Annotated in this window: 18 protein-coding genes and 1 tRNA gene; 5 read left to right on the forward strand and 14 right to left on the reverse strand. The window is 72.7% G+C overall.

The features are described from left to right. The 3 genes from IEX89_RS14065 to IEX89_RS14075 are packed head-to-tail and all read right to left on the reverse strand — an operon-like array spanning position 1 to position 6688. Complete coding sequence (locus IEX89_RS14065; RefSeq protein ID WP_188913865.1) at positions 1-888, reverse strand: transglutaminase family protein; 888 nt, start codon at positions 886-888, stop codon at positions 1-3. Next, entirely contained in the window at positions 885-3407 is a 2523-nt protein-coding gene (locus IEX89_RS14070) for a circularly permuted type 2 ATP-grasp protein (RefSeq protein WP_188913866.1), read from the reverse strand. Before IEX89_RS14070 ends, IEX89_RS14065 begins: the two co-directional genes overlap by 4 nt. After that, positions 3404-6688 (reverse strand): transglutaminase family protein, encoded by a 3285-nt coding sequence (locus IEX89_RS14075; RefSeq protein WP_188913867.1) that lies wholly within the window; start codon positions 6686-6688, stop codon positions 3404-3406. Before IEX89_RS14075 ends, IEX89_RS14070 begins: the two co-directional genes overlap by 4 nt. Positions 6689-6833: 145 nt before the next feature. Here IEX89_RS14075 and IEX89_RS14080 point away from each other — a divergent pair, with 145 nt between their 5' ends. Then, a complete protein-coding gene (locus tag IEX89_RS14080; RefSeq protein ID WP_188913868.1) occupies positions 6834-7853 on the forward strand; it encodes a glycosyltransferase family 2 protein in 1020 nt (339 codons plus the stop codon). Here the strand turns inward: IEX89_RS14080 and IEX89_RS14085 are convergent. The 7 genes from IEX89_RS14085 to moaA all read right to left on the reverse strand — a co-directional run bounded on the left by IEX89_RS14085 (position 7792) and on the right by moaA (position 13674). Continuing rightward, positions 7792-8391 carry an SAM-dependent methyltransferase gene (locus IEX89_RS14085; protein WP_244645438.1) on the reverse strand — a complete coding sequence of 200 codons (600 nt, stop codon included), beginning with the start codon at positions 8389-8391 and terminating at the stop codon, positions 7792-7794. The genes IEX89_RS14080 and IEX89_RS14085 overlap by 62 nt on opposite strands. Continuing rightward, on the reverse strand, positions 8388-9140 hold the full coding sequence (locus IEX89_RS14090; RefSeq protein ID WP_188913869.1) for a PIG-L deacetylase family protein: 753 nt from the start codon (positions 9138-9140) through the stop codon (positions 8388-8390). Before IEX89_RS14090 ends, IEX89_RS14085 begins: the two co-directional genes overlap by 4 nt. Continuing rightward, positions 9137-10276 (reverse strand): acyl-CoA dehydrogenase family protein, encoded by a 1140-nt coding sequence (locus IEX89_RS14095; RefSeq protein WP_188913870.1) that lies wholly within the window; start codon positions 10274-10276, stop codon positions 9137-9139. The genes IEX89_RS14090 and IEX89_RS14095 overlap by 4 nt, the downstream gene beginning before the upstream one ends. Positions 10277-10347: 71 nt before the next feature. Next, the gene (locus IEX89_RS14100) at positions 10348-11397 is read right to left on the reverse strand and encodes a patatin-like phospholipase family protein (protein ID WP_244645440.1); all 1050 of its coding nucleotides are present in this window, start codon (positions 11395-11397) and stop codon (positions 10348-10350) included. Continuing rightward, positions 11394-11714: a DUF2442 domain-containing protein gene (locus tag IEX89_RS14105; protein ID WP_188913872.1), complete on the reverse strand. Its 321-nt coding sequence runs from the start codon at positions 11712-11714 to the stop codon at positions 11394-11396. The genes IEX89_RS14100 and IEX89_RS14105 overlap by 4 nt, the downstream gene beginning before the upstream one ends. A 39-nt stretch (positions 11715-11753) precedes the next feature. Beyond that, entirely contained in the window at positions 11754-12542 is a 789-nt protein-coding gene (locus IEX89_RS14110; RefSeq protein WP_188913873.1) for a 3-hydroxybutyrate dehydrogenase, read from the reverse strand. Positions 12543-12636: 94 nt separating this feature from the next. Further along, a complete protein-coding gene (gene moaA, locus IEX89_RS14115; protein ID WP_188914051.1) occupies positions 12637-13674 on the reverse strand; it encodes a GTP 3',8-cyclase MoaA in 1038 nt (345 codons plus the stop codon). A 187-nt stretch (positions 13675-13861) separates the two neighbouring features. On the opposite strand from moaA, the gene IEX89_RS14120 reads away from it, so the two are divergent. Further along, positions 13862-14263 carry a gamma-butyrobetaine hydroxylase family protein gene (locus IEX89_RS14120; RefSeq protein WP_188913874.1) on the forward strand — a complete coding sequence of 134 codons (402 nt, stop codon included), beginning with the start codon at positions 13862-13864 and terminating at the stop codon, positions 14261-14263. 23 nt (positions 14264-14286) lie between these two features. Here IEX89_RS14120 and IEX89_RS14125 read toward each other — a convergent pair whose 3' ends face one another. The 3 genes from IEX89_RS14125 to IEX89_RS14135 form a co-directional block, all read right to left on the reverse strand. Beyond that, on the reverse strand, positions 14287-14805 hold the full coding sequence (locus tag IEX89_RS14125) for a zeta toxin family protein (RefSeq protein ID WP_188913875.1): 519 nt from the start codon (positions 14803-14805) through the stop codon (positions 14287-14289). Positions 14806-14899: 94 nt separating this feature from the next. After that, positions 14900-15118 (reverse strand): hypothetical protein, encoded by a 219-nt coding sequence (locus tag IEX89_RS14130; protein ID WP_188913876.1) that lies wholly within the window; start codon positions 15116-15118, stop codon positions 14900-14902. 134 nt (positions 15119-15252) lie between these two features. Then, positions 15253-15840 carry a L,D-transpeptidase gene (locus tag IEX89_RS14135; protein WP_188913877.1) on the reverse strand — a complete coding sequence of 196 codons (588 nt, stop codon included), beginning with the start codon at positions 15838-15840 and terminating at the stop codon, positions 15253-15255. Between the two features lie 308 nt (positions 15841-16148). On the opposite strand from IEX89_RS14135, the gene IEX89_RS14140 reads away from it, so the two are divergent. Next, a tRNA-Val gene (locus IEX89_RS14140) sits at positions 16149-16223 on the forward strand. A gap of 214 nt (positions 16224-16437) precedes the next feature. Next, positions 16438-17943 (forward strand): S10 family serine carboxypeptidase-like protein, encoded by a 1506-nt coding sequence (locus IEX89_RS14145; RefSeq protein WP_188913878.1) that lies wholly within the window; start codon positions 16438-16440, stop codon positions 17941-17943. A 12-nt stretch (positions 17944-17955) separates the two neighbouring features. Here the strand turns inward: IEX89_RS14145 and IEX89_RS14150 are convergent, their stop codons facing one another. Continuing rightward, positions 17956-18615: a class I SAM-dependent methyltransferase gene (locus tag IEX89_RS14150; RefSeq protein ID WP_188913879.1), complete on the reverse strand. Its 660-nt coding sequence runs from the start codon at positions 18613-18615 to the stop codon at positions 17956-17958. Positions 18616-18697: 82 nt separating this feature from the next. Between IEX89_RS14150 and IEX89_RS14155 the strand changes: the two genes are divergently transcribed. Next, positions 18698-20788, forward strand: a complete 2091-nt coding sequence (locus IEX89_RS14155; protein ID WP_188913880.1) for a M3 family metallopeptidase — start codon at positions 18698-18700, stop codon at positions 20786-20788. The last annotated feature ends 11 nt before the right edge of the window (positions 20789-20799 follow it).

Genomic DNA, 20799 nt, shown 5'->3' on the forward strand with positions numbered 1-20799 from the left:
TCAGGCGGCCTCGCCCGGCTCGGGCATGACGTCGACGCTCACGCTCAGGCTCTGCCCGCCCGAGGAGACGACGACGCCGTCCACGGGCGAGACGTCGGCATAGTCGCGCCCCACCGCCAGCACGATGTGGTCGGGCCCGACGAGCAGCGCGTTCGTGGGGTCGAAGCCGACCCAGCCGAGACCGGGGCCGCACCAGGCCTCGACCCAGGCGTGGGTCGCGTCCGCGCCGACGAGGCGGGGCCGGCCCTCGGGCGGGATGGTGCGCAGGTAGCCCGACACGTAGCGCGCCGGCAGGCCGAGGCCGCGCAGGCCCGCGATCATCACGTGGGCGAAATCCTGGCAAACGCCCTTTCGCGCGCGAAACGCCTCGCGCGCGGGCGTCGCGACGTCCGTCTCCCCGGGCGCGTAGGCGAAATCCGCATGGATGCGGCGCATGAGATCGGTGACGCCCGCGAAGGTGCCCGCCTCGTCGGGGAGCGAGGCGCGGGCCCAGTCGGCGATCTCGGGCGCGCGCGGCACGGCCTGGCTCGGGAAGAGCGCCTGCACCGGCGCGTCCGCCCCGCGATCGAGGCCCGCGGCGGCGGCGGCGCGGATGGCCGCAACGCGCGGATCGTCCGCGGGCGCCCGCGGCACGGCGCGGGTGACGCGCACGCGGGCGCGGGCCTCGATGCGCAGCTCCCGATGGGGCACGTCGATGTCGGCGTGGTGGAGCCGCGCGCCGAAGAAGCAGGTCTCCTCGCGCAGCCGCGCCTCGGGGGCGATGCGCACGTCGCAGAACAATCGCTCCTGCCCCGCGCCCTCGCGGGGCGTCAGCCTCAGGACGCAGCGCGCCGAGGCGACCGAGGCCTCGTAGGTGTAGGTCGTCACGTGGCGGATACGGTAGATCACGCGAGGCCGCTCAGCTTGGCGGGCCGCTCGGCGGCGGCCCCGTGCGGGAAGTAGCGCATGCCGATCGCGTCGGCGAGATCGGCGAGATCCGCCTCCCAGCCCGCGAGGACGGCGCCGTCGATGGCGGCGGCCTCGGCGATGGAGAGGTCGCGGGCGAGCGCGGAGGCGAGCCGCTCGGTGGGCTCCGGCAGGCCGTCCTCGTGCAGGCGCGGCAGGGCGCGCACGTGGCCCAGGATGCGCTCGGCCTGGAAGACGAGGGAGCGCGGGTTGTCGGGGTCGAGGAGGGCGAGGTCGCGCACGGGCGCGGGCGCCGGGCCGAAGAGGTAGCGCGTGCGATAGGTGATCTGGCAGTCGACGACGTCGAGGAGCGCGTCGAGATCGCCCCCGGTGGCCCCGTCGGCCGCCAGCGCGCCGGTGACGCGGCAGACCGCGAGCCCGCGCTCGATGCGCCGGCCCATGTCGAGGAGGCGCCAGCCGTCGGAGCGCGTCATGTTCTCGTGCACGAGCCCGGCGATGGCGGCGAAGCGCTCCAGCAGCGCGCGGGCGCGATCGAGCACGTCCGCGGGGGCGGCGACCTCCTCCTCGGAGGCGGGCGTTCCCGGCGAGAGCTCGGAGACGAGCCGCCAGGCCTCCGGCGAGAGCCGGTCGCGCAGATGCGAGGCGGCGCGCCGCGCGAAGGCGATGGAGCATGCGACCGAGCCCGGCGCCGCCGGATCGTCGAGGGCGGCGCGGGCGATGTCGGAGGCCGGAGCGCGCGCGGGCCGCGGGGCCACGGCCTCCTTCGTCTCGTCCTCTTCGTCGTCCTCGGGGTCGACGACGGCGCCGAGCGCCCGCGCGAGGCCTTCGAGCCGCTCCACGGTCTCGTCGCCCGGGCCCACGGCGGCGCCGTCGAGGCGGGCCTCGGCGAGGGCGGCGACGATGCGCGTCGTCGCTTCCGCGCGTTCCAGATAGCGGCCGAGCCAGAACAGGTTGTCGGCGGCGCGGCTCGGCAGGTGGCCGGCGACGCGGCGGATCCGCTCCTGCGGCACCAGCGTGACGCGGGCGACCGGCTGGTCCGCGAGAACCCAGACGTCGGCGGAGAGCGTCCCCTCCCCCATCGTCACGGCGCGGGCGTCCGGGCGCTCGGCGATGCGCGCGAAGCCGCCGGGCATGACGTGCCAGCCGTCGGGCGTCGCCGCCGCGTAGACGCGCAGCGAGAACGGGCGCGGCACGAGCCTGCCGTCGCGCCAGACCGGGGTCGTCGAGAGGCGCACGATCTCCTGGCCGACGACGTCGATGCCGCGCGTGCGGATGCGCGCCTCGAGCTCCGCGCGGGCGGGCTCGTCGAGCTCGGCGCCGAGCTCGGAGCACCCGCCGTCGAAGGCGTCCGCGAAGGCGAGGGTGTCGAGGCGCGCGAGCGCCTCCTCGCGCACACCGGGCTCGCCGCACCACCAGGTGGCGATGTTGGGCAGCGCGAGCTCCTCGTCGAGGAGCCGGCGGCACTGCGCCGCCATGAAGCCCATGAGCGCGCGCTGCTCCACGGCGCCGGAGCCCGGCATGTTCGCGATGGCGACGCCGCCCGCCCGCAGGGCGGCCACGAGGCCCGGCACGCCGAGCCGAGAGCGCGCGTCGAGCGCCAGCGGATCGCAATAATCGCCGTCGACGCGCCGCCAGAGCACGTCGATGCGCTTGAGGCCCGAGACCGTGCGCACGTAGACCGAGCCGTCGCGGGCGACGAGGTCGTCGCCCTCCACCAGCGGCAGGCCGAGATAGCGCGCGAGCGTCGCCTGCTCGAAATAGGTCTCCGAGAACGGGCCCGGCGTGAGCAGGCCGACCCGCGGCTCCTCGCGCCGGCCGAGCGCGGCGAGCCCGTCGCGCAGCGCCCCGAAGAAGGGCGCGAGGCGCTGCACGCGCAGCCGCTCCATCAGCCCGGGATAGACGCGGGAGAGGACGATGCGGTTCTCGAGCGCGTAGCCGGCGCCCGAGGGCGCCTGCGTGCGGTCCGAGAGCACCCACCAGCGCCCGTCCGGCCCACGCCCGAGATCGACGGCGTAGAGCGCCAGGTGACGCCCGCCCGGCGGCGGGACGCCGACGAGGGGCCGCAGGTAGTTGGGGCTGCCCACGATCGCCGCCGCGGGCGGGGCGCCTTTCGGCGCGGGGGAGCCGGAATGGATCTCGGCGAGGAGCGCCTCCATCAGGCGGGCGCGCTGGACGACGCCGTCGGCGATGCCCTTCCACTCGGCGGCGTCGATGAGGATCGGCAGATGCGCCACCGGCCAGGCGCGGTCCGCCGCCTCGCCGTGGACGCGATACGAGATGCCGACCTCGCGCACGTGGCGCTCCGCCGAGCCGAAGCCGCGGGCGAGATCGCCCGGGCTCATCGGCCCGAGCGCCTCGGCGAGGCGCGACCATGCGGGACGCGGCGCGCCGTCCGGCCCGATCAGCTCGTCGGAGGCCCCGGGCAGCGGCGCGTAGCCCTCGGTCCAGCGGCTGAGCCCCTGGATGAGGTCGCGCGCCTGGGCCCGGGTGAGGGCCGTCATGCGGGCGGTCTCCGCAGGTCCAGCGTCATCGGGAACTCGGAGGCCGGCTCTTCCGGCGGCGGGTCGATCCGGCCGGGCGTGTGGCCGTGGTTCTGGAAGCGGGCGAGACGGCGCGCCTCCGCTTCGTAGGCATTGACCGGCATGGTCTCGTAATTGCGCCCGCCGGGATGGGAGACGTGGTAGACGCAGCCGCCCAGCGAGCGGCGGTTCCAGCGATCGACGACATCGAAGGTGAGCGGCGCGTGCACCGGAATGCGCGGATGCAGGCCCGACGGCGGCTGCCACGCCTTGTAGCGCACCCCCGCCACCGCCTCGCCCGCGCGCCCCGTCGGGGTCAGCGGCAGGCGCCGGCCGTTGCAGGCGACGACGTGACGGCCCTGGACGAGGCCGAGCGCGCGCACCTCGAGTCGCTCGACGGAGCTGTCGACGTAGCGCACCGTACCGCCGATGGCGCCCTCCTCGCCCATGACGTGCCAGGGCTCGAGCGCCTGGCGCAGCTCCAGCGCGACGCCGCCGTGCTCGACGCGGCCGTAGAGCGGGAAGCGGAATTCCCACTGGGCGCGAAACCAGGTCTCGTCGAACGGATAGCCGGCGTCGGCGAGATCGGCGAGGACGCTGCGGAAATCCTGCCAGACCATGTGCGGGAGCATGAAGCGGTCGTGCAGGCTGGTGCCCCAGCGCACCAGCGGCCCGCCCTGCGGCTCGCGCCACAGCCAGGCGACGAGGGCGCGCAGGAGCAGCTGCTGGGCGAGCGACATGCGCGCGTCCGGCGGCATCTCGAAGCCGCGGAACTCGACGAGGCCGAGCCGACCCGTGGGGCCGTCGGGGGAATAGAGCTTGTCGATGCAGATCTCGGCGCGGTGCGTATTGCCGGTGACGTCGACGAGGAGGTTGCGGAAGAGCCGATCCACGAGCCACGGCGTGATCTCGCCCACATCGGGATCGGGCACCTGGGCGAGCGCGATCTCGAGCTCGTAGAGCGCGTCGTCGCGCGCCTCGTCCATGCGCGGGGCCTGGCTCGTGGGGCCGATGAACAGCCCCGAGAACAGGAAGGACAGGGACGGATGCCGCTGCCAGTAGAGGACGAGGCTCTTGAGCAGGTCCGGCCGGCGCAGGAACGGCGAATCGGGCGGGCTCGCGCCGCCGAGCACGACGTGATTGCCGCCGCCGGTCCCGGTATGGCGGCCGTCGACCATGAACTTCTCGGCCGTCAGCCGCGCCTGGCGGGCCTCCTCGTAGACCCCCGTCGTGATCGCCACGGCCTCGCGCCACGAGGCGGCGGGCTGGATGTTGACCTCGATGACGCCGGGATCGGGGGTGACCTTGATCACGTCGATGCGCGGATCGTAGGGCGGGGTGTAGCCCTCGACGCGCACGGGCAGCCCGGTCTCGCGGGCGGTCGCCTCGATCGCGGCGAGGAGCTCGAGGTAGTCCTCCACCTGCTCCACGGGCGGCATGAAGACGTGGGTGATGCCGTCGCGCACCTCCACCGAGAGCGCGGTGCGCACCGCCTCGCCCACCGCGTTCTGCGCGGCCACCGCCTGGCGCTTGGCCGCGGGATCGCGGTCGGGCCGCGGGTAGCGCGGCAGCGCGCCGCGGGGCTCGAGCGGATCGCGCGGGTGGATGTGGGGATAGTGCTCCGGCTCGATGAAGGGCAAGGAGGAAAGCGGCAGGCGCAGGCCCACGGGCGAATCGCCGGGGATCAGGAAGAGCTTGCCGCGGCGCGTGCGCCACAATTCGGAGCGCCAGCGCCGCGCCCCGTCCGCCGCGTTCCAGCGCTGGATCGGCAGGACCCATCCCACGGGCTCCGTCAGCCCCCGCTCGAATACGCGCATCATGCGCGCCCGCTCCTCGGGATCCTTCAGCGCCGGGTTCGACGGATCCACCCCCTCGGGCAGCTCCGCCTCCTTCATCAGCCAGTGCGCGGGATCCTCGTAGGCCGGCTGGGCATAGCCGGCGGGCAGATGCATCCGCTCGGCGAGCCCTGCGATGAAGCCCTGCGCCGCCGCGGGAGGCGCCTTCACGGAAGCCGCGCCCTCGCCCGCGATCAGCGAGGCATCGCGCCAGATCGGCTCGCCGTCGCGGCGCCAGTAGAGCCCGAAGGCCCAGCGCGGCAATTGCTCGCCGGGATACCACTTGCCCTGCCCGTAATGCAGGAAGCCGCCGGGCCCGAACCGATCGCGCAGGCGCCGGATCAGCGTGTCCGCGCGCGCCTGCTTGGTCGGGCCCACCGCCGCGATGTTCCACTCCGCCCCGTCGGGATCGTCGATCGAGACGAAGGTGGGCTCGCCGCCGATGGTGAGACGCACGTCCTGGGCGACGAGATCCTCGTCCACCCGGTCGCCCAGCGCCTCCAGCGCCGACCAGGCCGCCTCGTCGAAGGGCCGCGTGACCCGCGGCGCCTCGAGGATGCGCGTCACGTGCATCTCGAAGCCGAACTCGACGTTGGCCGGCTCCGTCACGCCGGTGATCGGCGCCGCGGAGCGGTAGTGCGGGGTGGCGCACAGCGGGATGTGGCCCTCGCCGCAGAACAGGCCGGACGTCGCGTCCATGCCGATCCAGCCGGCGCCCGGCACGTAGACCTCGGCCCAGGCGTGGAGATCGGTGAAGTCGTGCTCCGTGCCCTTGGGCCCCTCGATCGGGTCGATATCGGCCTTGAGCTGGATGAGGTAGCCCGAGACGAAGCGCGCGGCGAAGCCGAGGCGGCGCAGGATCTGGACGAGGAGCCAGGCCGAATCGCGGCACGAGCCCGAGCCGAGCGCCAGCGTCTCCTCGGGCGCCTGCACGCCCGGCTCCATGCGCACGATGTAGCGCACCGCCTGCTGGACGAGGAGGTTGAGCTCGACGAGGAAGGTGACCGTGCTGCGCTTCGTGCGGTCGATGGAGGCGAGGAAGGCCTCGGCCTTCTCGCCCAGCTCCTCGGGCACGAGATAGGGCTCGAGCTCCTTCTCGAGGTCGGGCGCGTAGGAGAAGGGGTAATCGTCGGCATAGGGCTCGACGAAGAAGTCGAACGGGTTGACCACGGCCATGTCCGCGGTGAGATCGACCTCGATCTTCAGCTCGCTCGCGGGCTCGGGAAAGACGAGCCGGGCGAGCCAGTTCCCGTGCGGGTCCTGCTGCCAATTGATGAAATGATTGGCGGGCTGCACCTTGAGCGCATAGCTGGGGACGCGTGTTCGGGCATGGGGCGCCGGTCGCAGGCGGATCACCTGCGGCCCGATCCCGACGGAACGGTCGTACTTGTAGTGCGTGACGTGGTGCAGGGCGACGAGAATGGACACGATGCGCGCGCTCTCACGGTGGAGTTGCCTGCAAACGGTCAGGCAAGAAGCGTGCGCGCGCAAGGGCGCATCCGCCACGCCGCCCCGGATTCGACACGCTGTCCACGGGGAACGGCGGCGCTCGCGGGAGCGTTGCCGCGCCGCCATGCAGCCGCTCGCCGATCTCGCCCCGCCCATCGCCGCGCAGCCGCGCTATTCCGCGGTCGTCGCCATTCCGGCGCGCGACGAGGCGGAGCGGATCGGTGCGTGTCTCGATGCGTTGGCCGACGCCGCCGCGCAGGCGGGTCCCGTCGCCGTCCTCCTCCTCGCGGACCGATGCGCGGACGCGACGGTGGAGATCGCGACGGCCGCCCGCGCGCGCGTGCCGTATGCCCTCGTCGTCGTCCGGCGCGTCCTCGTCGGGTCGGCCCTGCGCAATGCGGGCGACGCCGGCGGCGCGCGCCGTGCGGCGATGGATGCCGGCGCGGCGCTGCTCGCTCCCGACGGCGTGCTGATGACCACCGACGCGGACACGCGCGTCGCCCCGGACTGGATCGCCCGCAACCGCGCCGCCATCGCAGCCGGAGCGGATGCCGCCGCGGGCCGCGTGACCTACCTGCGCGCCGACGATCGCGCGCTGCCGCAGGCGGCGCGCCGGCGCGAGCGGCTGGAGCGCATCTACGCCCGGCTCCTCGCGGAGCTGCGCGCGCGGGCGCGGCCCGATCCGCACGACCCGTGGCCGCGCCACGACATGGCGAGCGGGGCGAGCCTCGCGCTCACGCTCGACGCCTATCGCCGCATCGGCGGCCTGCCGCGGGTCCCCGTCGGCGAGGACCGCGCGCTCGTCGACGCCTTGCGCGCCGCCGGAGCGCGTGTGCGCCATTGCCCGCGCATCCGCGTGACGACGTCGGGGCGCCTCGACGGGCGCGCCTCCGCGGGCGCGGCGGCGACGCGGCGGCTGCGCGCGGAGGGCGGCGATCCGTTCTGCGGCCCGGACCTGCCGGCGCTCGACGACGCGCTCGCGTGCCTCGCCGGCGTGCGGATGCGCGCACAAGCGCGCCTGTGCGCGAGCGCGCTGCCGGGGGAGATCGAGCGCGCCGGCGCGCTCGTGCGGATGCTGCGGCTCAGGTCCGCCGGAGCGTGTCGAGGCGATAATCCGGTGCCCGCTCGCTCCGGCCTTCGCTGAAGCCCGGCCCCAGCGCGGCCGCGAAACGCGCGACGGCCTCGTCGCCCGAGAGCGGGTAGTCCGTCTCGCCGATCCAATGGACGAGCACGACCTCTCCCCCCGGTTCCAGAGAGGCGCGCACCCGCGCCGCGACGCCGTCGACGCCGGCGGGGTCGAGGTAGTAGAGCACCTCGGAGAGGACGACGAGGTCGAACGTACCGGCCGGCCAGCTCTCCGGCGCGCGCTGGCGCACGAACACGACGTGTCTGAGATCGGCGCAGCGCGCCCGCGCTTTCGCGAGCGCCGCCTCCGCGACGTCGGTGGCCACCAGCGCGTCGCAACGGCGCGCGAGATCGCGGGTGAGGACGCCGATGGAGCAGCCGACCTCGAGCGCGCGGGCGTAGCGCGGCCGCTCCAGGGCGGCGAGCGTGGCGTCGTACTTGGCGCGCTCGTAGGCGCTCGTCTCGAAGCGCCAGGGATCGACGTCACGGGCGTAGAGCCCCTCGAAATAGGCGTCCGGAAGGGACGTCTCGGCACGTATCGTCGTGCGGCTCGTCACGAGGCGACCTCGACGAAGGGCTCGCGCCCCGACAGCGCGTGGGCGCGCATCCAGGCGGGAATGGCGAAGCCTCCCGGATCGTCGGCGATGATGAGCCCGAGCTGGCTCGCATGCGCGTCGATGGCGCGCGCCTTCACCTCCAGGACGTCCGTCACGTCGAGGCCGATGCCGCGCGGCGGCGCCGCCGACAGGGGCGCGTCCGCGGGCAAGGCGTAGGCCCAGAGCGGGTAGGCGAAGAGGCGCATGCGCGCGCCCGCGGTCCGAGACAACGCGGCGGCGTGCGCCGCGATGGCCGCGCCGGCCTCGTGATCGCAATGGGGATCGCCGCCGAAGGGCGCGAGGAGCGTCCCCGCGCCGATGGCGTCCGCCGCCGCAGCGATCGTCCGCGCCGCCGCCTCGAAGGCCGGCCCACTCGACGGCACGGCGCGATCCGGTAGGCGCAGGAAGCGCACGTCGTCGGCCCGCACGCCGAGGGTCGCGCAGGCGCGGCGCGCCTCGTCCTCGCGCAGGGCGCTCAGGCGCTCCGCCGGCCAGTCCCGCGAGCCGGGATGCGAGCCCGATCCGTCGCTGAGGACGACGACGCCCGTGCGAATCCCGGCGCGCGCGGCGAGAGCGAGCGCCCCGCCGCATCCGAGGCTCTCGTCGTCGGGATGCGGCGCGACGACGAGGAGCCCGCCTTCCGGCGCGAGGTCGCGGATCGTGCCGACCGGCAACGCGTCCGCGGCTGCGAGCCAGTCGGCCGCCCTCATGGCGCGCCCTCCGGATCGCGCCAGACCTCGCCCGACGGGCGCCCCGATCCGGCAACGTGGGCCCCACCGCTCACAAGCGCCCTGTCGGGCGCGGGCTGGCGCAGATAGGTGGAGAGATCGCGCACGAGCCGCTCCAGCGGGTGCGTCCTCATGAAGCCCGCGAGCCCGACGGAGCGCTGGGCCAGCTCGACGACGTCGAGGCCCGCGCGCTCGACGGCGCAGCGGGCGAGGTCGACATAGGCGACGACCCGCTCCGGGTCCGCGGCCTCCGGCACGAGCCCTTCGGCGAGGTCGCAGGCGCGCTCGACCCACAGCCGCGCGGTCTCGGCCGCGATCGCCGCCTGCCCGATGCGGGCGCGCTGGTGGGGATCTCCGTCCCGCTCGCAGGCGCGCAGATGTTCGCGCATGGCGTCGAGAACGGCCTCGATGCCGCCGAGTTGCGCCGCGCAGAAGCGCCAAGCGCCCCCCGAGAACAGCGGCTGGCGCTCGTAATCGCCCGGCTCGCCGAGGACGTCCTGCGCCGCGACGCGCACGCCGTCGAAGGCGACATTTCCCGTGGCCGAGGCCCGCATGCCGTGGGCGCGCCAATCCGACAGATCGACGCGCTCGCCGGGCTCGAGCCGGGGCACGAGCATGACGCGCCCGTGCGCGGCGCGCGCGGTGACGAGCGGGCGCGCCACGTGCCCGGCGCCGGAGCAGAAGGCCTTCGCTCCCGTCAGCGAGAGGCCGCGGGAGCCTTCGACGAGCGCGAGCGGGCGCTCGCGCGCATCGGTGTTCCACACGCCGAAGAGCGTGCCCCCGCGCGCCTCCGCGAACAGCCGCTCGCGCTGTTCGTCCGTCCCGTATCGCGCGACGAGCCGAAGGGCGTTCACGTGCCCTTCGTAGACGCGCGCCAGCGGCAGGCTGCCGGTGCCGAGGATACGCAGGATCTCGAGGAGAGGACGCGCACCCGCGGGCTCGCAGCCGAGCCCGGCTCCGCCGGCCGCGCACGGCACCGGCGCGCCGAGGAGCTCCGCCCGGGCGAGCGCGGCGACGGCCTGCATCGGGAAGGCGTCGTCGCGGTCGAGATCGGCGGCGCGGCCGGCGGCCTCGGAGGCGATGGCGCGCGAGCGCGAGACGAGTTCTGGCGGGTGCATGCGGGGGCGACCTCGAAGCGACGCCGTGAGAACACCGCGGGCGCCGCCGCCGTTCCCGCCCCTCCCCGCTCTCAGGAATAGTCGCGCTTCAGCTCGATCGTCGGGCGTATGCCGATGTCGTCGTAATGGCGCGCGAGCCAGTCCTGCGCCGCGCCGCGCCCGCGCTCGAAGAGCGTCTTCATCATGCGGAAGTCGGCGGTCTTGCGGGTCGAGGCCGGGAAGTCGTCGAAATGCCCGGTCGGCTCGATCCGATGCATGAGGACGCGCTTGTAGTCGCCCTCCGCGAGCTTGCCCTCGTCGAGGAGGCGGGTGACGAAGTCGACGGCGCGCAATTCCCGCAGGAGCGGGGCATTGAAGGTGATCTCGTTGAGGCGATCGCGGATCTCCGCGCGGGTGCGCGGCGTCTCGCGCCGCTCGATCGGGTTGATCTGCACGAGGAGGACGTCGTTCGTGTCGACGCCGTAGAAGAGCGGGAAGAGCGGCGGGTTGCCCATGTAGCCGCCGTCCCAATAGGGCTCGCCCTCGATCTCCACCGCCTTGTACAGCTCCGGCAGGCAGGCGGAGGCGAGCAGGTGGTCGACGGTGAGCTCCCGACGCTCGAAGACGCGCACCTTGCCGCTCCAGACGTTGGTCGCCGAGACGAAGAGCTTGGCCTCGTCGCAGGCGCGCACGTCCGAGAACGAGATCAGCGCCTCGAGCGCGTCCCGCAGCGGGTTGACGTCGAGCACGTTCTGGTAGGGCGTGGTGAAGGGCGAGAACGCCTCCATCCAGAAGCGCAACGGCGAGCGCTCGTCGGTCCACAGGCCGAGCGCCTGGCGCACGACGCGTGCCTTGTAGGCCGGCAGGTCCCCGTCGAGGCTGATGCTGCGCCAGAAATCGGCGAGGCAACGCCGCGCTCCCTCTGCACCGCCCTGGCGCCAGCCCTCGGCGAGGACGACGGCGTTCATCGCCCCGGCGGAGGCACCCGAGATCGCCTCGATGGCGAGCCGCCCGTCCTCCAGGATCGCGTCGAGCACGCCCCACGTGAACGCCCCGTGCGCCCCCCCGCCCTGCAGCGCGAGCGAGATGGCTTTCTCGGCGCGGGGGCCGGCGAGGCCGGGAAGTGGGGAGCGCTGGGTCATGTCTCGATCCCCGCTGCTGTGGAAGGGCCTTCGCACCCGGCGATGAGGTACTCCAGAGCCGTCACGCTCACGTCGATCGCGCCGTCGGACCATTCGATGGACGAGCCGTAGGGCCCGACGGCGACCCCCGCAAACAGCGCCGCGTTCTCCCGAAGAGGTGCGTAGAGAGCAAAGCGCTCCAGCATGGGCTCGAGATCGACGAGCTGCTCGCTGGCGGTGCCCTCCCAGGTCACGGCGACGCGGAACGGCTCCAGGGCTCGGACGTCCGAGACGACGGGCAACCTTCGACCGACGACGACCGGCTGATCCACATCCATGCCCTGCCCCATCCTCGCGCCACCGCTGCAGCAGCCCCCTCACTGCGCCGTCCACCCTCCGTCCATGGAGATGTTCGCCCCCGTCACCTGGCTCGCGGCGTCGGAGCACAGGAAGAGGGCCATGGCGGCGACCTGCTCCACCGTGACGAAGGCCTTGGTGGGCTGGGCCTTGAGGAGCACGTCCTCGATCACCTGCTCACGGCTGAGGCCGCGCGCCTTCATCGTGTCGGGGATCTGCTTCTCGACGAGCGGCGTCCAGACGTAGCCCGGCGAGATGCAATTCACGGTCACGCCGTGCGCCGCCGTCTCCAGCGCCACCGTCTTCGTGAAGCCGACGAGGCCGTGCTTGGCGGCGACGTAGGCCGACTTGTAGGGCGAGGCGACGAGGGAATGGGCAGAAGCCGTGTTGATCACGCGGCCCCAGCCGCGCTCCTTCATGCCGGCGACGACGAGGCGCGTCGCGTAGAAGGCCGAGGAGAGGTTGATCGCGATGATGCGATCCCATTGCTCGACGGGGAAGTCCTCCACCGGCGCGACGTGCTGGACGCCCGCATTGTTGACGAGGATGTCCACCGGCCCGAGCTCGGTCTCGGCGCGATCGACGGCATTGGCGAGCTGATCGGGCTTGGAGACGTCCGCGCCCGTCCAAGCGGCCTTGATGCCGTGCTCGTCGGCGAGGCTGCGCGCCAGCGCCTCGCACTCGCTCGCCTCCCCGAAGCCGTCGATCATCACGTTGGCGCCGGCGGCGGCCAGCGCCTTGGCGATGGCGAGGCCGATGCCGGACGTGCCGCCGGTCACGAGGGCGGTCCGGTCCGTGAGCTCTTTCATGTCGTCGTCTCCCGCGCTGAGCGCCGTGACACTAGCGCATCGCGCGGGGAACGGAAGATGCCGCGGTGCAGCGAAGCGCGTCCGCGCGTCGGCGTCAGCCGCCCGTGACGCTCATGTGCCGCCCCACCGCGGGGCGGTTCACGCGGCGGTCGATGACGAAGTCGTGGCCCTTCGGCTTGCGGGTGATGGCGTCGGCGATGGCCTGCGCGACGCGCTCGTCGCCCTCGGACTGGCGCAGCGGCGTGCGCAGGTCGGCGGCGTCCTCCTGGCCGAGGCACATGTAGAGCGTGCCCGTGCAGGTGAGACGGACGCGATTGCAGCTCTCGCAGAAATTGTGCGTCATCGGCGTGATGAAGCCGAGCCGCCCGCCGGTCTCCTCGACGCGCACGTAGCGCGCGGGCCCGCCGGTGCGGTCCGGCAGGTCGGTGAGCGTGTAGCGGTCCATCAGGTCGGCGCGCACCTGCGCGAGCGACAGGAACTGGTCGACGCGGTGGGTGTCGATCTCGCCGAGCGGCATCACCTCGATGAAGGTGAGGTCCATGCCGCGCCCGTGCGCCCATTCCAGCATGGGCACGATCTCGTCCTCGTTGACGCCCTTGAGCGCCACCGCGTTGATCTTCACGGCGAGCCCCGCCGCCTGCGCGGCGTCGAGCCCGTCCATCACCCGGCCGAGATCGCCCCAGCGGGTGATTGTGCGGAACTTGTCCGGATCGAGCGTGTCGAGGGAGACGTTGATACGGCGCACGCCGCAGGCGGCGAGATCCTTCGCGTAGCGGGCGAGCTGCGAGCCGTTGGTGGTCACGGTCAGCTCGTCGAGGGCGCCGGTCTCGAGATGACGGCCGAGATTGCGAAACAGCGTCATGATGTCGCGACGCACCAGCGGCTCGCCGCCGGTGATGCGCAGCTTGCGCACGCCGTGACGCACGAAGACGGAGCAGAGTCGGTCGAGCTCCTCGAGCGTGAGCAGGTCGCGCTTGGGGAGGAAGGTCATGTTCTCCGACATGCAATAGACGCAGCGGAAATCGCAGCGATCCGTCACCGAGACGCGCAGGTAGGAGATGGCGCGGCCGAACGGATCGATCAGCGGTGCGCCTCCGGCCGCGTCCAGCGCCATGCCCGTCGTCGCCTGCATCGTCATCGGATCGCTCACTCCACTCCCTCGCACGCCCTTGCGCGGCCGGACCGCGTCGAGGCGGCTTTCGCCCGCGCGCGCCTTCTCGTATCGTCCGGCGCCTGCGCGCCATATGGGCGGCGGAGGATGGAAGAGAAGGCCGGCCGCGTCAACGCATGCGCGCGCGGCGATACGACGGGAGATCGGGATGAGCGCCACGCAGAGCTCGCAGGCCGCCGACGCGTCCGCCCCCTGGCCGACGGAGCTGCGCGTCGCCAAGGACCGCCGGACGCTCACGGTCGTCTACGACGACGGCGCGTCCTTCGCGCTGCCGGCGGAATACCTGCGGGTGACGAGCCCGTCGGCCGAGGTGCAGGGCCATTCGCCCTCCGAGCGCAAGACGGTGCCGGGCAAGATGAACGTCATGATCATCGGCGTCGAGCCGGTGGGCAACTACGCCGTCAAGCTCGTCTTCGACGACATGCACGACACCGGCATCTACGGCTTCGACTACCTGCGCCGCCTGGGCGAGACGCACGCCGAGCGCTGGGCGGAGTACCTCTCCGAGCTCGCCGCGAAGGGGCTTTCGCGCGAGCCGGCGCGGCGCTGACTTCTGCCGAACGGGGGCCGAAATCAGGCGCCGTCGCCGAGCATGAGAATCTGTTCTGGTGTGCGTGACAGCACCTGCGCGAGGGCTCGCGCCACGGCCACATGGTGCGCTTTGGCCCCGTCGAGAGCCAGGCTCTCGACGTTGCGCTCGCGCAAGCGCACCAGGAGCTCCGGTCCGAGCCCGCTGTTGTCGTAAACGAGACTGCCATCGGCGAGAGCGAACGCTGCCGCGAGGTTCGCGAAAGCGCGCGGGTAGCGGCGGCGAATGTCCTGTTCCGGAATGGCGTGCCCACCTCTAGCGACACGCTCGCGAACACGCCTCACATTCAGCTCTGCGTCTGACAGTGCGACGAATACGAAGCCGATCTCGTACCCGCTCGAACGCGCATCGCGCATCAGCGAAACAGCATGGTTGCTGCTCAACGTGGTCTCGAAGACGATATCCGCACGCTGCGCCAGAAGCATTTTCAGACGAGATAGGGTCGCTCTGCCGGCTTCGAAGCTGCCGAGGCGACCTTCACGTGCGATCACGTCCGCATTCACGAACTCGCCACGAGGCTCCAGGATGTCGTAGAGGCTGGACTTACCAGAGCCGTTAGGACCCGCGATGACGGTGCAGACGGGACGACCTGCCGGCTCAGCTCCGCGGGGCGATGCTTCGTATGACGACATCGGTGCCGTTCGCCGCCTCGATCAGATGACGCGTGCCGTCCGGCATTTCCTTGACGATACCGTCACCGAAGGCGGGCTCGACATAGTAGGCGGCGACACCCGCCTTGCGAGCCTCGGCGACGGCCTTGACCCCCATGCGGCGGATCGCGAGCTCGTTCTGCCGTGCCTTGTCGAACAGCATCATGGGTAGGGCTCCCTAGTGCGGCCGCATGCCGAGCGGCCGCACTCTTGGATATAGCGTGCGGAGCGGCGCGATTCCACAGCGACGTCGAGCAGCCCGATAGGAGCTGCTCGCGTCTCGCTGCACGCCGCCCCTCCTCAATCCCTCATCACGATCCGCGCACCGACGCGGACGCGCTCGTAGAGATGCGTCACGTCCTCGTTGGTCATGCGGATGCAGCCCGAGGAGACCTCCGAGCCGATGGTCTGCGGCTCGTTGGAGCCGTGGATGCGCCACAGCGTGTTGCCGATGTAGAGGGCGCGGGCGCCGAGCGGGTTCTCCGGGCCGCCGGCCATGAAGACCGGCAGGTCGGGCTGGCGCCGACGCATCGCCGCCGGCGGACGCCAATCCGGCCATTCCGCCATGCGGGTGAGCCGGTAGGAGCCGCGCCAGCCGAAGCCCGGGCGGCCGACGCCGACGCCGTACTGAATGGCCTTGCCGCCCTCCTGCACGAGGTAGAGCCGGCGCTCGGAATGGCTGATGACGATCGTGCCCGGCGCGTAGGGGCCGTCGTAGTCCACCGTGCGGCGCGGAATGGGCGAGCTCTGGAAGAAGCCGCCGCCCGGGCCGGCGTCGCCGTTGAGCAGAGCGGGGTTGATCCAGTCCGCCGACGCGCGGGTCGGCTGGAGGGCGAGGGCGCCGAGCGCGAACGCCGCCGCCAGCATGAGAGAGAGAACGAACCGCATGACAGCTCCTGGTCCTGAGGCGTGCCTGCCGATGGCGACGCGTGACGCACGGCTCCGGTTCCGCCGGCGACCACGCGCTCGGACGCGAACCGGTGCCGCGCCGTCATGATGCAGCCTACGAAACGCCACCGCCGGACCATAATCAGAATTCCGTGAACGGGCTGTTGCCGCCGCGCCGCGGCGCGGCGAAAAGCGCTGCCTGCAAGGTGGCGCGAGGGCGGCGCGGGGGTGGCGAAGGGCTCCTGGCGACGGGTGCGTTTCAGCGCTTGACGGGCGCCTCGCGCCGGCCTAAGAAGCGCGCCTCGGACGGGCGCGTAGCTCAGCGGGAGAGCATTCGCTTCACACGCGAAGGGTCACAGGTTCAATCCCTGTCGCGCCCACCATCCGAGGCTCCATCGGCATCACGAGCGTCCTGCACTCGCGAAGGCGTGAGCGCGCGCGCGGGTCCCCACGGTGCCGCCATGCGTTAGGCTTGCGCACGCGTCACCGCTCCGGAGCCTCGCCTTGCACTCACCCGTACGCCGTTCGCCCTCACCTTCGGCATCACCCCTCCGCCGCGTCCTTCTCGTCCTCGCGATCCTCGTTTCGCCCATCGCCGTGTCGGCGCAGGAGGCGGACGAGCGCACGCGGGAGGCGCAGAGCGACCCGGCGGCGGCACCGCCCGCGGCCGACCGGGCCGTCTCCGCCGACGGGCTTCGCCTTCCCGATCCGGTGACCACCCGCCACGAGATGATGATCGGCGACGAGACCCTCGCCTTCGATGCGACGGCCGGAGTCCTCACGCTCCAGAGCGGCTCGGGCGAGCCGGAGGCCGACATCGCCTACGTCTCCTACGTCCTCGCGGACGACGATCCGGATGCGGACGCCGCGCGCCGCCCCGTCACCTTCGTCGTCAACGGCGGGCCCGGCGCGGCGTCCGCCTACCTGCATCTCGGCGCGCTCGGCCCCTGGACGATCAGCTTCGGCGAGGACGTCATCGTGCCCTCCGCGACGCCGACGCTGGTGGAGAACCCCGACACCTGGCTCGCCTTCACCGATCTCGTCTTCGTCGACCCCGTGGGCACGGGCTATTCGCGCCTCGTCTCGCCCAACGATCGCACGCGGGGGCGCTACCTCTCGGTCTCCGGCGACATCGCCGCGCTCGCGGATTTCGTCTTCCGCTGGTCCGTGGAGAACGGCCGCGCCGCCTCGCCCAAGGCCGCGGTGGGCGAGAGCTACGGCGGCTTTCGCATGCCGCTCCTCGCCGACGAGCTGACGAGCGAGCGCGGCATGGCGCTCTCGGCCCTCGTCCTCGTCTCGCCGGTCCTCGACTTCGCCTGGATCTCGCCCGCGGACACGAACCTGATGGGAAGCGTGGCGCTCCTGCCCTCGCTCGCGGCCGCCGCGCTCGACAAGGCGGGCGAGGCCTCGCGAGACGCGCTGGCCGAGGTGGAGGCCTACGCCACGGGGCCGTACGTTTCCGACCTCCTCGCCGGCCTCTCGGACGAGGCGGCGGTGGCGCGGCTCGTGGCGCGGCTCGCGGAGCTCACGAACCTGCCCGAGGACATCGTGCGCCGCCAGGCGGGGCGCATCGACGCGCGCCTGCTCGCCCGCGAGCTGTGGCGCGAGGAGGGGCGCGTCGGCAGCCTCTACGACACGGGCGTGACGACACCCGATCCCGCGCCGACGAGCGCCTTTCCGCGCTACCGCGACCCCGTCCTCGACGCGCTGACGGCGCCGCTCACCGCGGCCGCGCTGACGCTCTACGAGGAGAAGCTCGACTGGGTGCCGGAGCGGCAATATGTGCTCCTCAACGGCGGCGTCTCGGGTGCCTGGGACTACGGCTCCGCCCGCTCGGCGCCCGAGGCGCTCGACGAGCTCGCCGCCGCCATGGCGCTCGACGAGACGATGGAGGTGGTCGTCGTCCACGGGCTCACCGATCTCGTCACGCCGTATTTCGCCTCGACGCTGCTCCTGCGCCAATTGCCGGCGTCCCTGCACGCGCGGATCGTCGAGGAGAGCTATCCGGGCGGGCACATGTTCTACACCCGCCCGCCGAGCCGGGCCGCCTTCTCGCGGGCGGCGCGCGCGGCGATCGCGGGCGAGGCGATCGCGGGGGAGTGAGAGGCGCCGCGTTCAGGCGAGGCGCCAGACCGTGGAGCGCTTGATCTCGGCATCCTCCAGGGCGCGCGTCACCGGCACCTCGTAGGTCGCGAGCGCCACGAGATCGGCCTTGGGCAGGTAGGCCCGGCCGGGATCGCCGACGAGCACCGTGGCACCGCGCGCCGAGAGATCCCGCAGCCAGGCGACGACCGAGGCGGCGAGGTCGCGCTCGTAGCAGATGTCGCCGGCGAGCACGACGTCCCAGCCCTCGTCCGTGCCCACCAGATCTTGCCGGCGCGCCACCAGGACGACGCCGTTCGCCTGCGCGTTGAGCGGCATGGCCGCGCAGGCGAAGGCGTCGATGTCCGCGGCTTCCACCCGCGCGGCGCCCGCCTTCGCGGCGGCGATGCCGACGAGGCCGGAGCCCGCCGCGAAATCGAGGACGCGGCGTCCGCGCACGATCTCGGGCCTATCGAGCACGTAGCGCGCGAGCGCCTGCCCGCCGGCCCAGGCGAAGGCCCAGAAGGGCGGCGGCAGGCCGATCTCGCCGAGCTCCTCCTCGGTCTTCTGCCACAGCTCGGTGGCCTCGTCGGCCAGGTGGAGGACGATCTCGGGGGCGTGCGGCACGGGAAGGAGGCGCGTGTTGGCGCGGATGAAGCGCGTCGGGTCGGTGATCGTCGCGGTCGGGCTCATGCTCCGTGATAGCGCCTCGACGCGGCCGGGGGGAGCGCCTATCTCGTGATCGAGAGTTCTTTCGATGCATGGAGCGAGACGAATGTCCGCGGACGCGACCCCGACGGCGAACCCCTTCTTCCAGGCCTGGGAGACGCCCTTCGAGGCGCCGCCCTTCGCGGCCATCGCGCCGGCGCAGATGGAGGAGGCCTTCGAGGCCGGCCTCGCCGCCCACGAGGCGGAGATCGCCGCCATCCGCGACGCGTCCGAGCCCGCGAGCTTCGAGAACACGATCCTGGCGCTCGAGCGCGCCGGGCGGGACCTCAGGCGCGTGGCCATGGTCTTCTACAATCTCGCGGGCGCGCACACGAACCCGGAGATCCAGGCGATCGAGCGCCGGCTCGCGCCGAAGCTCGCGCGGCATTCCTCGAAGGTCAGCCTCGATGCCGGCCTCTTCGCCAGGGTCGACGCGGTCTTCGCCGCCCGCGAGGGGCTCGGCCTCGACGCGGAGGCGCTGCGGCTGCTCGAGCGCACGCATCTGGGCTTCGTGCGCGCGGGCGCCCAGCTCGCGCCCGCCGCGAAGGAGCGCCTCGCCGAGATCGACCAGCGCCTCGCCGAGATCGGCACCGCCTTCGCCCAGAACGTGCTGGGCGACGAGAGCGGCTTCACCCTCGTGCTCGAGGGCGAGGACGACCTCGCCGGGCTGCCGGACTGGCTCGTCTCGGCGGCGGCGCGCGCCGCGCAGGATCGCGGGCTTTCCGGAAAGCACGTGATCACGCTCGCGCGCTCCTCGGTCGAGCCCTTCCTCGCCTTCTCCGCACGGCGCGACCTGCGAAAGGCCGCTTTCGAAGCCTGGACGCGGCGCGGCGCCAATGGCGGCGAGCGCGACAATCGCGGCATCGTCGCCGAGACGGTGCGGCTTCGCGCCGAGCGGGCCCGGCTCTTGGGCTACGAGAGCTTCGCCCATTACAAGCTCGACGACGCCATGGCGAAGACGCCCGACGCGGTGAGCGGCCTCCTCGGCCGCGTCTGGGGCCCCGCCCGCGCCCGGGCCGGCGAGGAGCGCGACGCGCTCGCCGCGCTCGCCGCCGAGAACGGCGAGAGCGCCGAGATCGCGCCGTGGGACTGGCGCTACCTGGCCGAAGGCGTGCGGCGCGCGCGCTACGATCTCGACGAGGGCGCGATCAAGCCGTACCTGTCGCTCGATCGCATGATCGAGGCGGCCTTCCACGTGGCGAGCCGCCTGTTCGGGCTCGTCTTCGAGGAGCGCACCGACGTTCCGACCTGGCATCCGGACGTGCGCGCCTTCGAGGTGAAGGATGCGGAAAGCGCGCATGTGGGGCTCTTCTACGGGGACTACTTCGCGCGGCCCTCGAAGCGCTCCGGCGCCTGGGCCTCCGCCTTCCGCACGCAGCAGAACCTCGACGGGCGGGTGCGGCCGATCATCGTCAACGTGATGAACTTCTCCGCCGGAAGCCCGGACGCGCCCCCGCTCCTGTCCTTCGACGACGCGCGCACGCTCTTCCACGAGTTCGGCCACGCGCTGCACGGGCTTCTCTCGGAGGTGACCTATCCCTCGCTCGCCGGCACCGCGGTGGCGCGCGACTTCGTGGAGCTGCCCTCGCAGCTCTACGAGCATTGGCTCGAGACGCCCGAGATCCTGGAGCGCTTCGCGCGTCACTGGAAGACGAACGAGCCGATGCCGCAGGCGCTGCGCGAGAAGCTGATCGGCGCGCGCACCTTCAACCAGGGCTTCGCCACGGTGGAATACCTGGCCTGCGCCTTCGTCGATCTCGACTTCCACCTCCTGCCGTCCGCCGGCAATATCGATCCGGAGGCCTTCGAGCGCGATGCGCTGGAGCGCATCGGCATGCCCGACGAGATCGTGATGCGCCACCGCACGCCGCACTTCGCCCACGTCTTCGCGGGCTCCGGCTACGCGGCGGGCTATTACAGCTACATGTGGTCGGAGGTGCTCGACGCGGACGCCTTCGAGGCCTTCCGCGAGACGGGCGACGTCTTCCATCCCGACACCGCGGCGAAGCTCAAGGAGCACATCTATTCCGCCGGAAACCGCCGCGATCCCGCCGAGGCCTACGCCGCCTTCCGCGGTCGCATGCCCGACGTCGGCCCGCTGCTGGCCAAGCGCGGGCTGATCGAGGGCATGGAGGCGCCCGCGGCCGGCGAGGCCTGAGGTCCGGCGTC

Source organism: Salinarimonas ramus (genome assembly GCF_014645695.1).
Taxonomy (GTDB): domain Bacteria; phylum Pseudomonadota; class Alphaproteobacteria; order Rhizobiales; family Beijerinckiaceae; genus Salinarimonas; species Salinarimonas ramus.

Bases quoted from the DNA above. Each gene is read 5' to 3' on its own strand.
- IEX89_RS14120 (WP_188913874.1), top strand. From the start codon at position 13,862: ATGAGCGCCACGCAGAGCTCGCAGGCCGCCGACGCGTCCGCCCCCTGG.
- IEX89_RS14150 (WP_188913879.1), bottom strand. From the start codon at position 18,615: ATGAGCCCGACCGCGACGATCACCGACCCGACGCGCTTCATCCGCGCC.
- IEX89_RS14130 (WP_188913876.1), bottom strand. From the start codon at position 15,118: ATGATGCTGTTCGACAAGGCACGGCAGAACGAGCTCGCGATCCGCCGC.
- IEX89_RS14105 (WP_188913872.1), bottom strand. From the start codon at position 11,714: ATGGATGTGGATCAGCCGGTCGTCGTCGGTCGAAGGTTGCCCGTCGTC.
- IEX89_RS14095 (WP_188913870.1), bottom strand. From the start codon at position 10,276: ATGCACCCGCCAGAACTCGTCTCGCGCTCGCGCGCCATCGCCTCCGAG.
- IEX89_RS14100 (WP_244645440.1), bottom strand. From the start codon at position 11,397: ATGACCCAGCGCTCCCCACTTCCCGGCCTCGCCGGCCCCCGCGCCGAG.
- IEX89_RS14135 (WP_188913877.1), bottom strand. From the start codon at position 15,840: ATGCGGTTCGTTCTCTCTCTCATGCTGGCGGCGGCGTTCGCGCTCGGC.
- IEX89_RS14155 (WP_188913880.1), top strand. From the start codon at position 18,698: ATGTCCGCGGACGCGACCCCGACGGCGAACCCCTTCTTCCAGGCCTGG.
- IEX89_RS14090 (WP_188913869.1), bottom strand. From the start codon at position 9,140: ATGAGGGCGGCCGACTGGCTCGCAGCCGCGGACGCGTTGCCGGTCGGC.
- IEX89_RS14080 (WP_188913868.1), top strand. From the start codon at position 6,834: ATGCAGCCGCTCGCCGATCTCGCCCCGCCCATCGCCGCGCAGCCGCGC.
- IEX89_RS14110 (WP_188913873.1), bottom strand. From the start codon at position 12,542: ATGAAAGAGCTCACGGACCGGACCGCCCTCGTGACCGGCGGCACGTCC.
- moaA (WP_188914051.1), bottom strand. From the start codon at position 13,674: ATGCAGGCGACGACGGGCATGGCGCTGGACGCGGCCGGAGGCGCACCG.
- IEX89_RS14070 (WP_188913866.1), bottom strand. From the start codon at position 3,407: ATGACGGCCCTCACCCGGGCCCAGGCGCGCGACCTCATCCAGGGGCTC.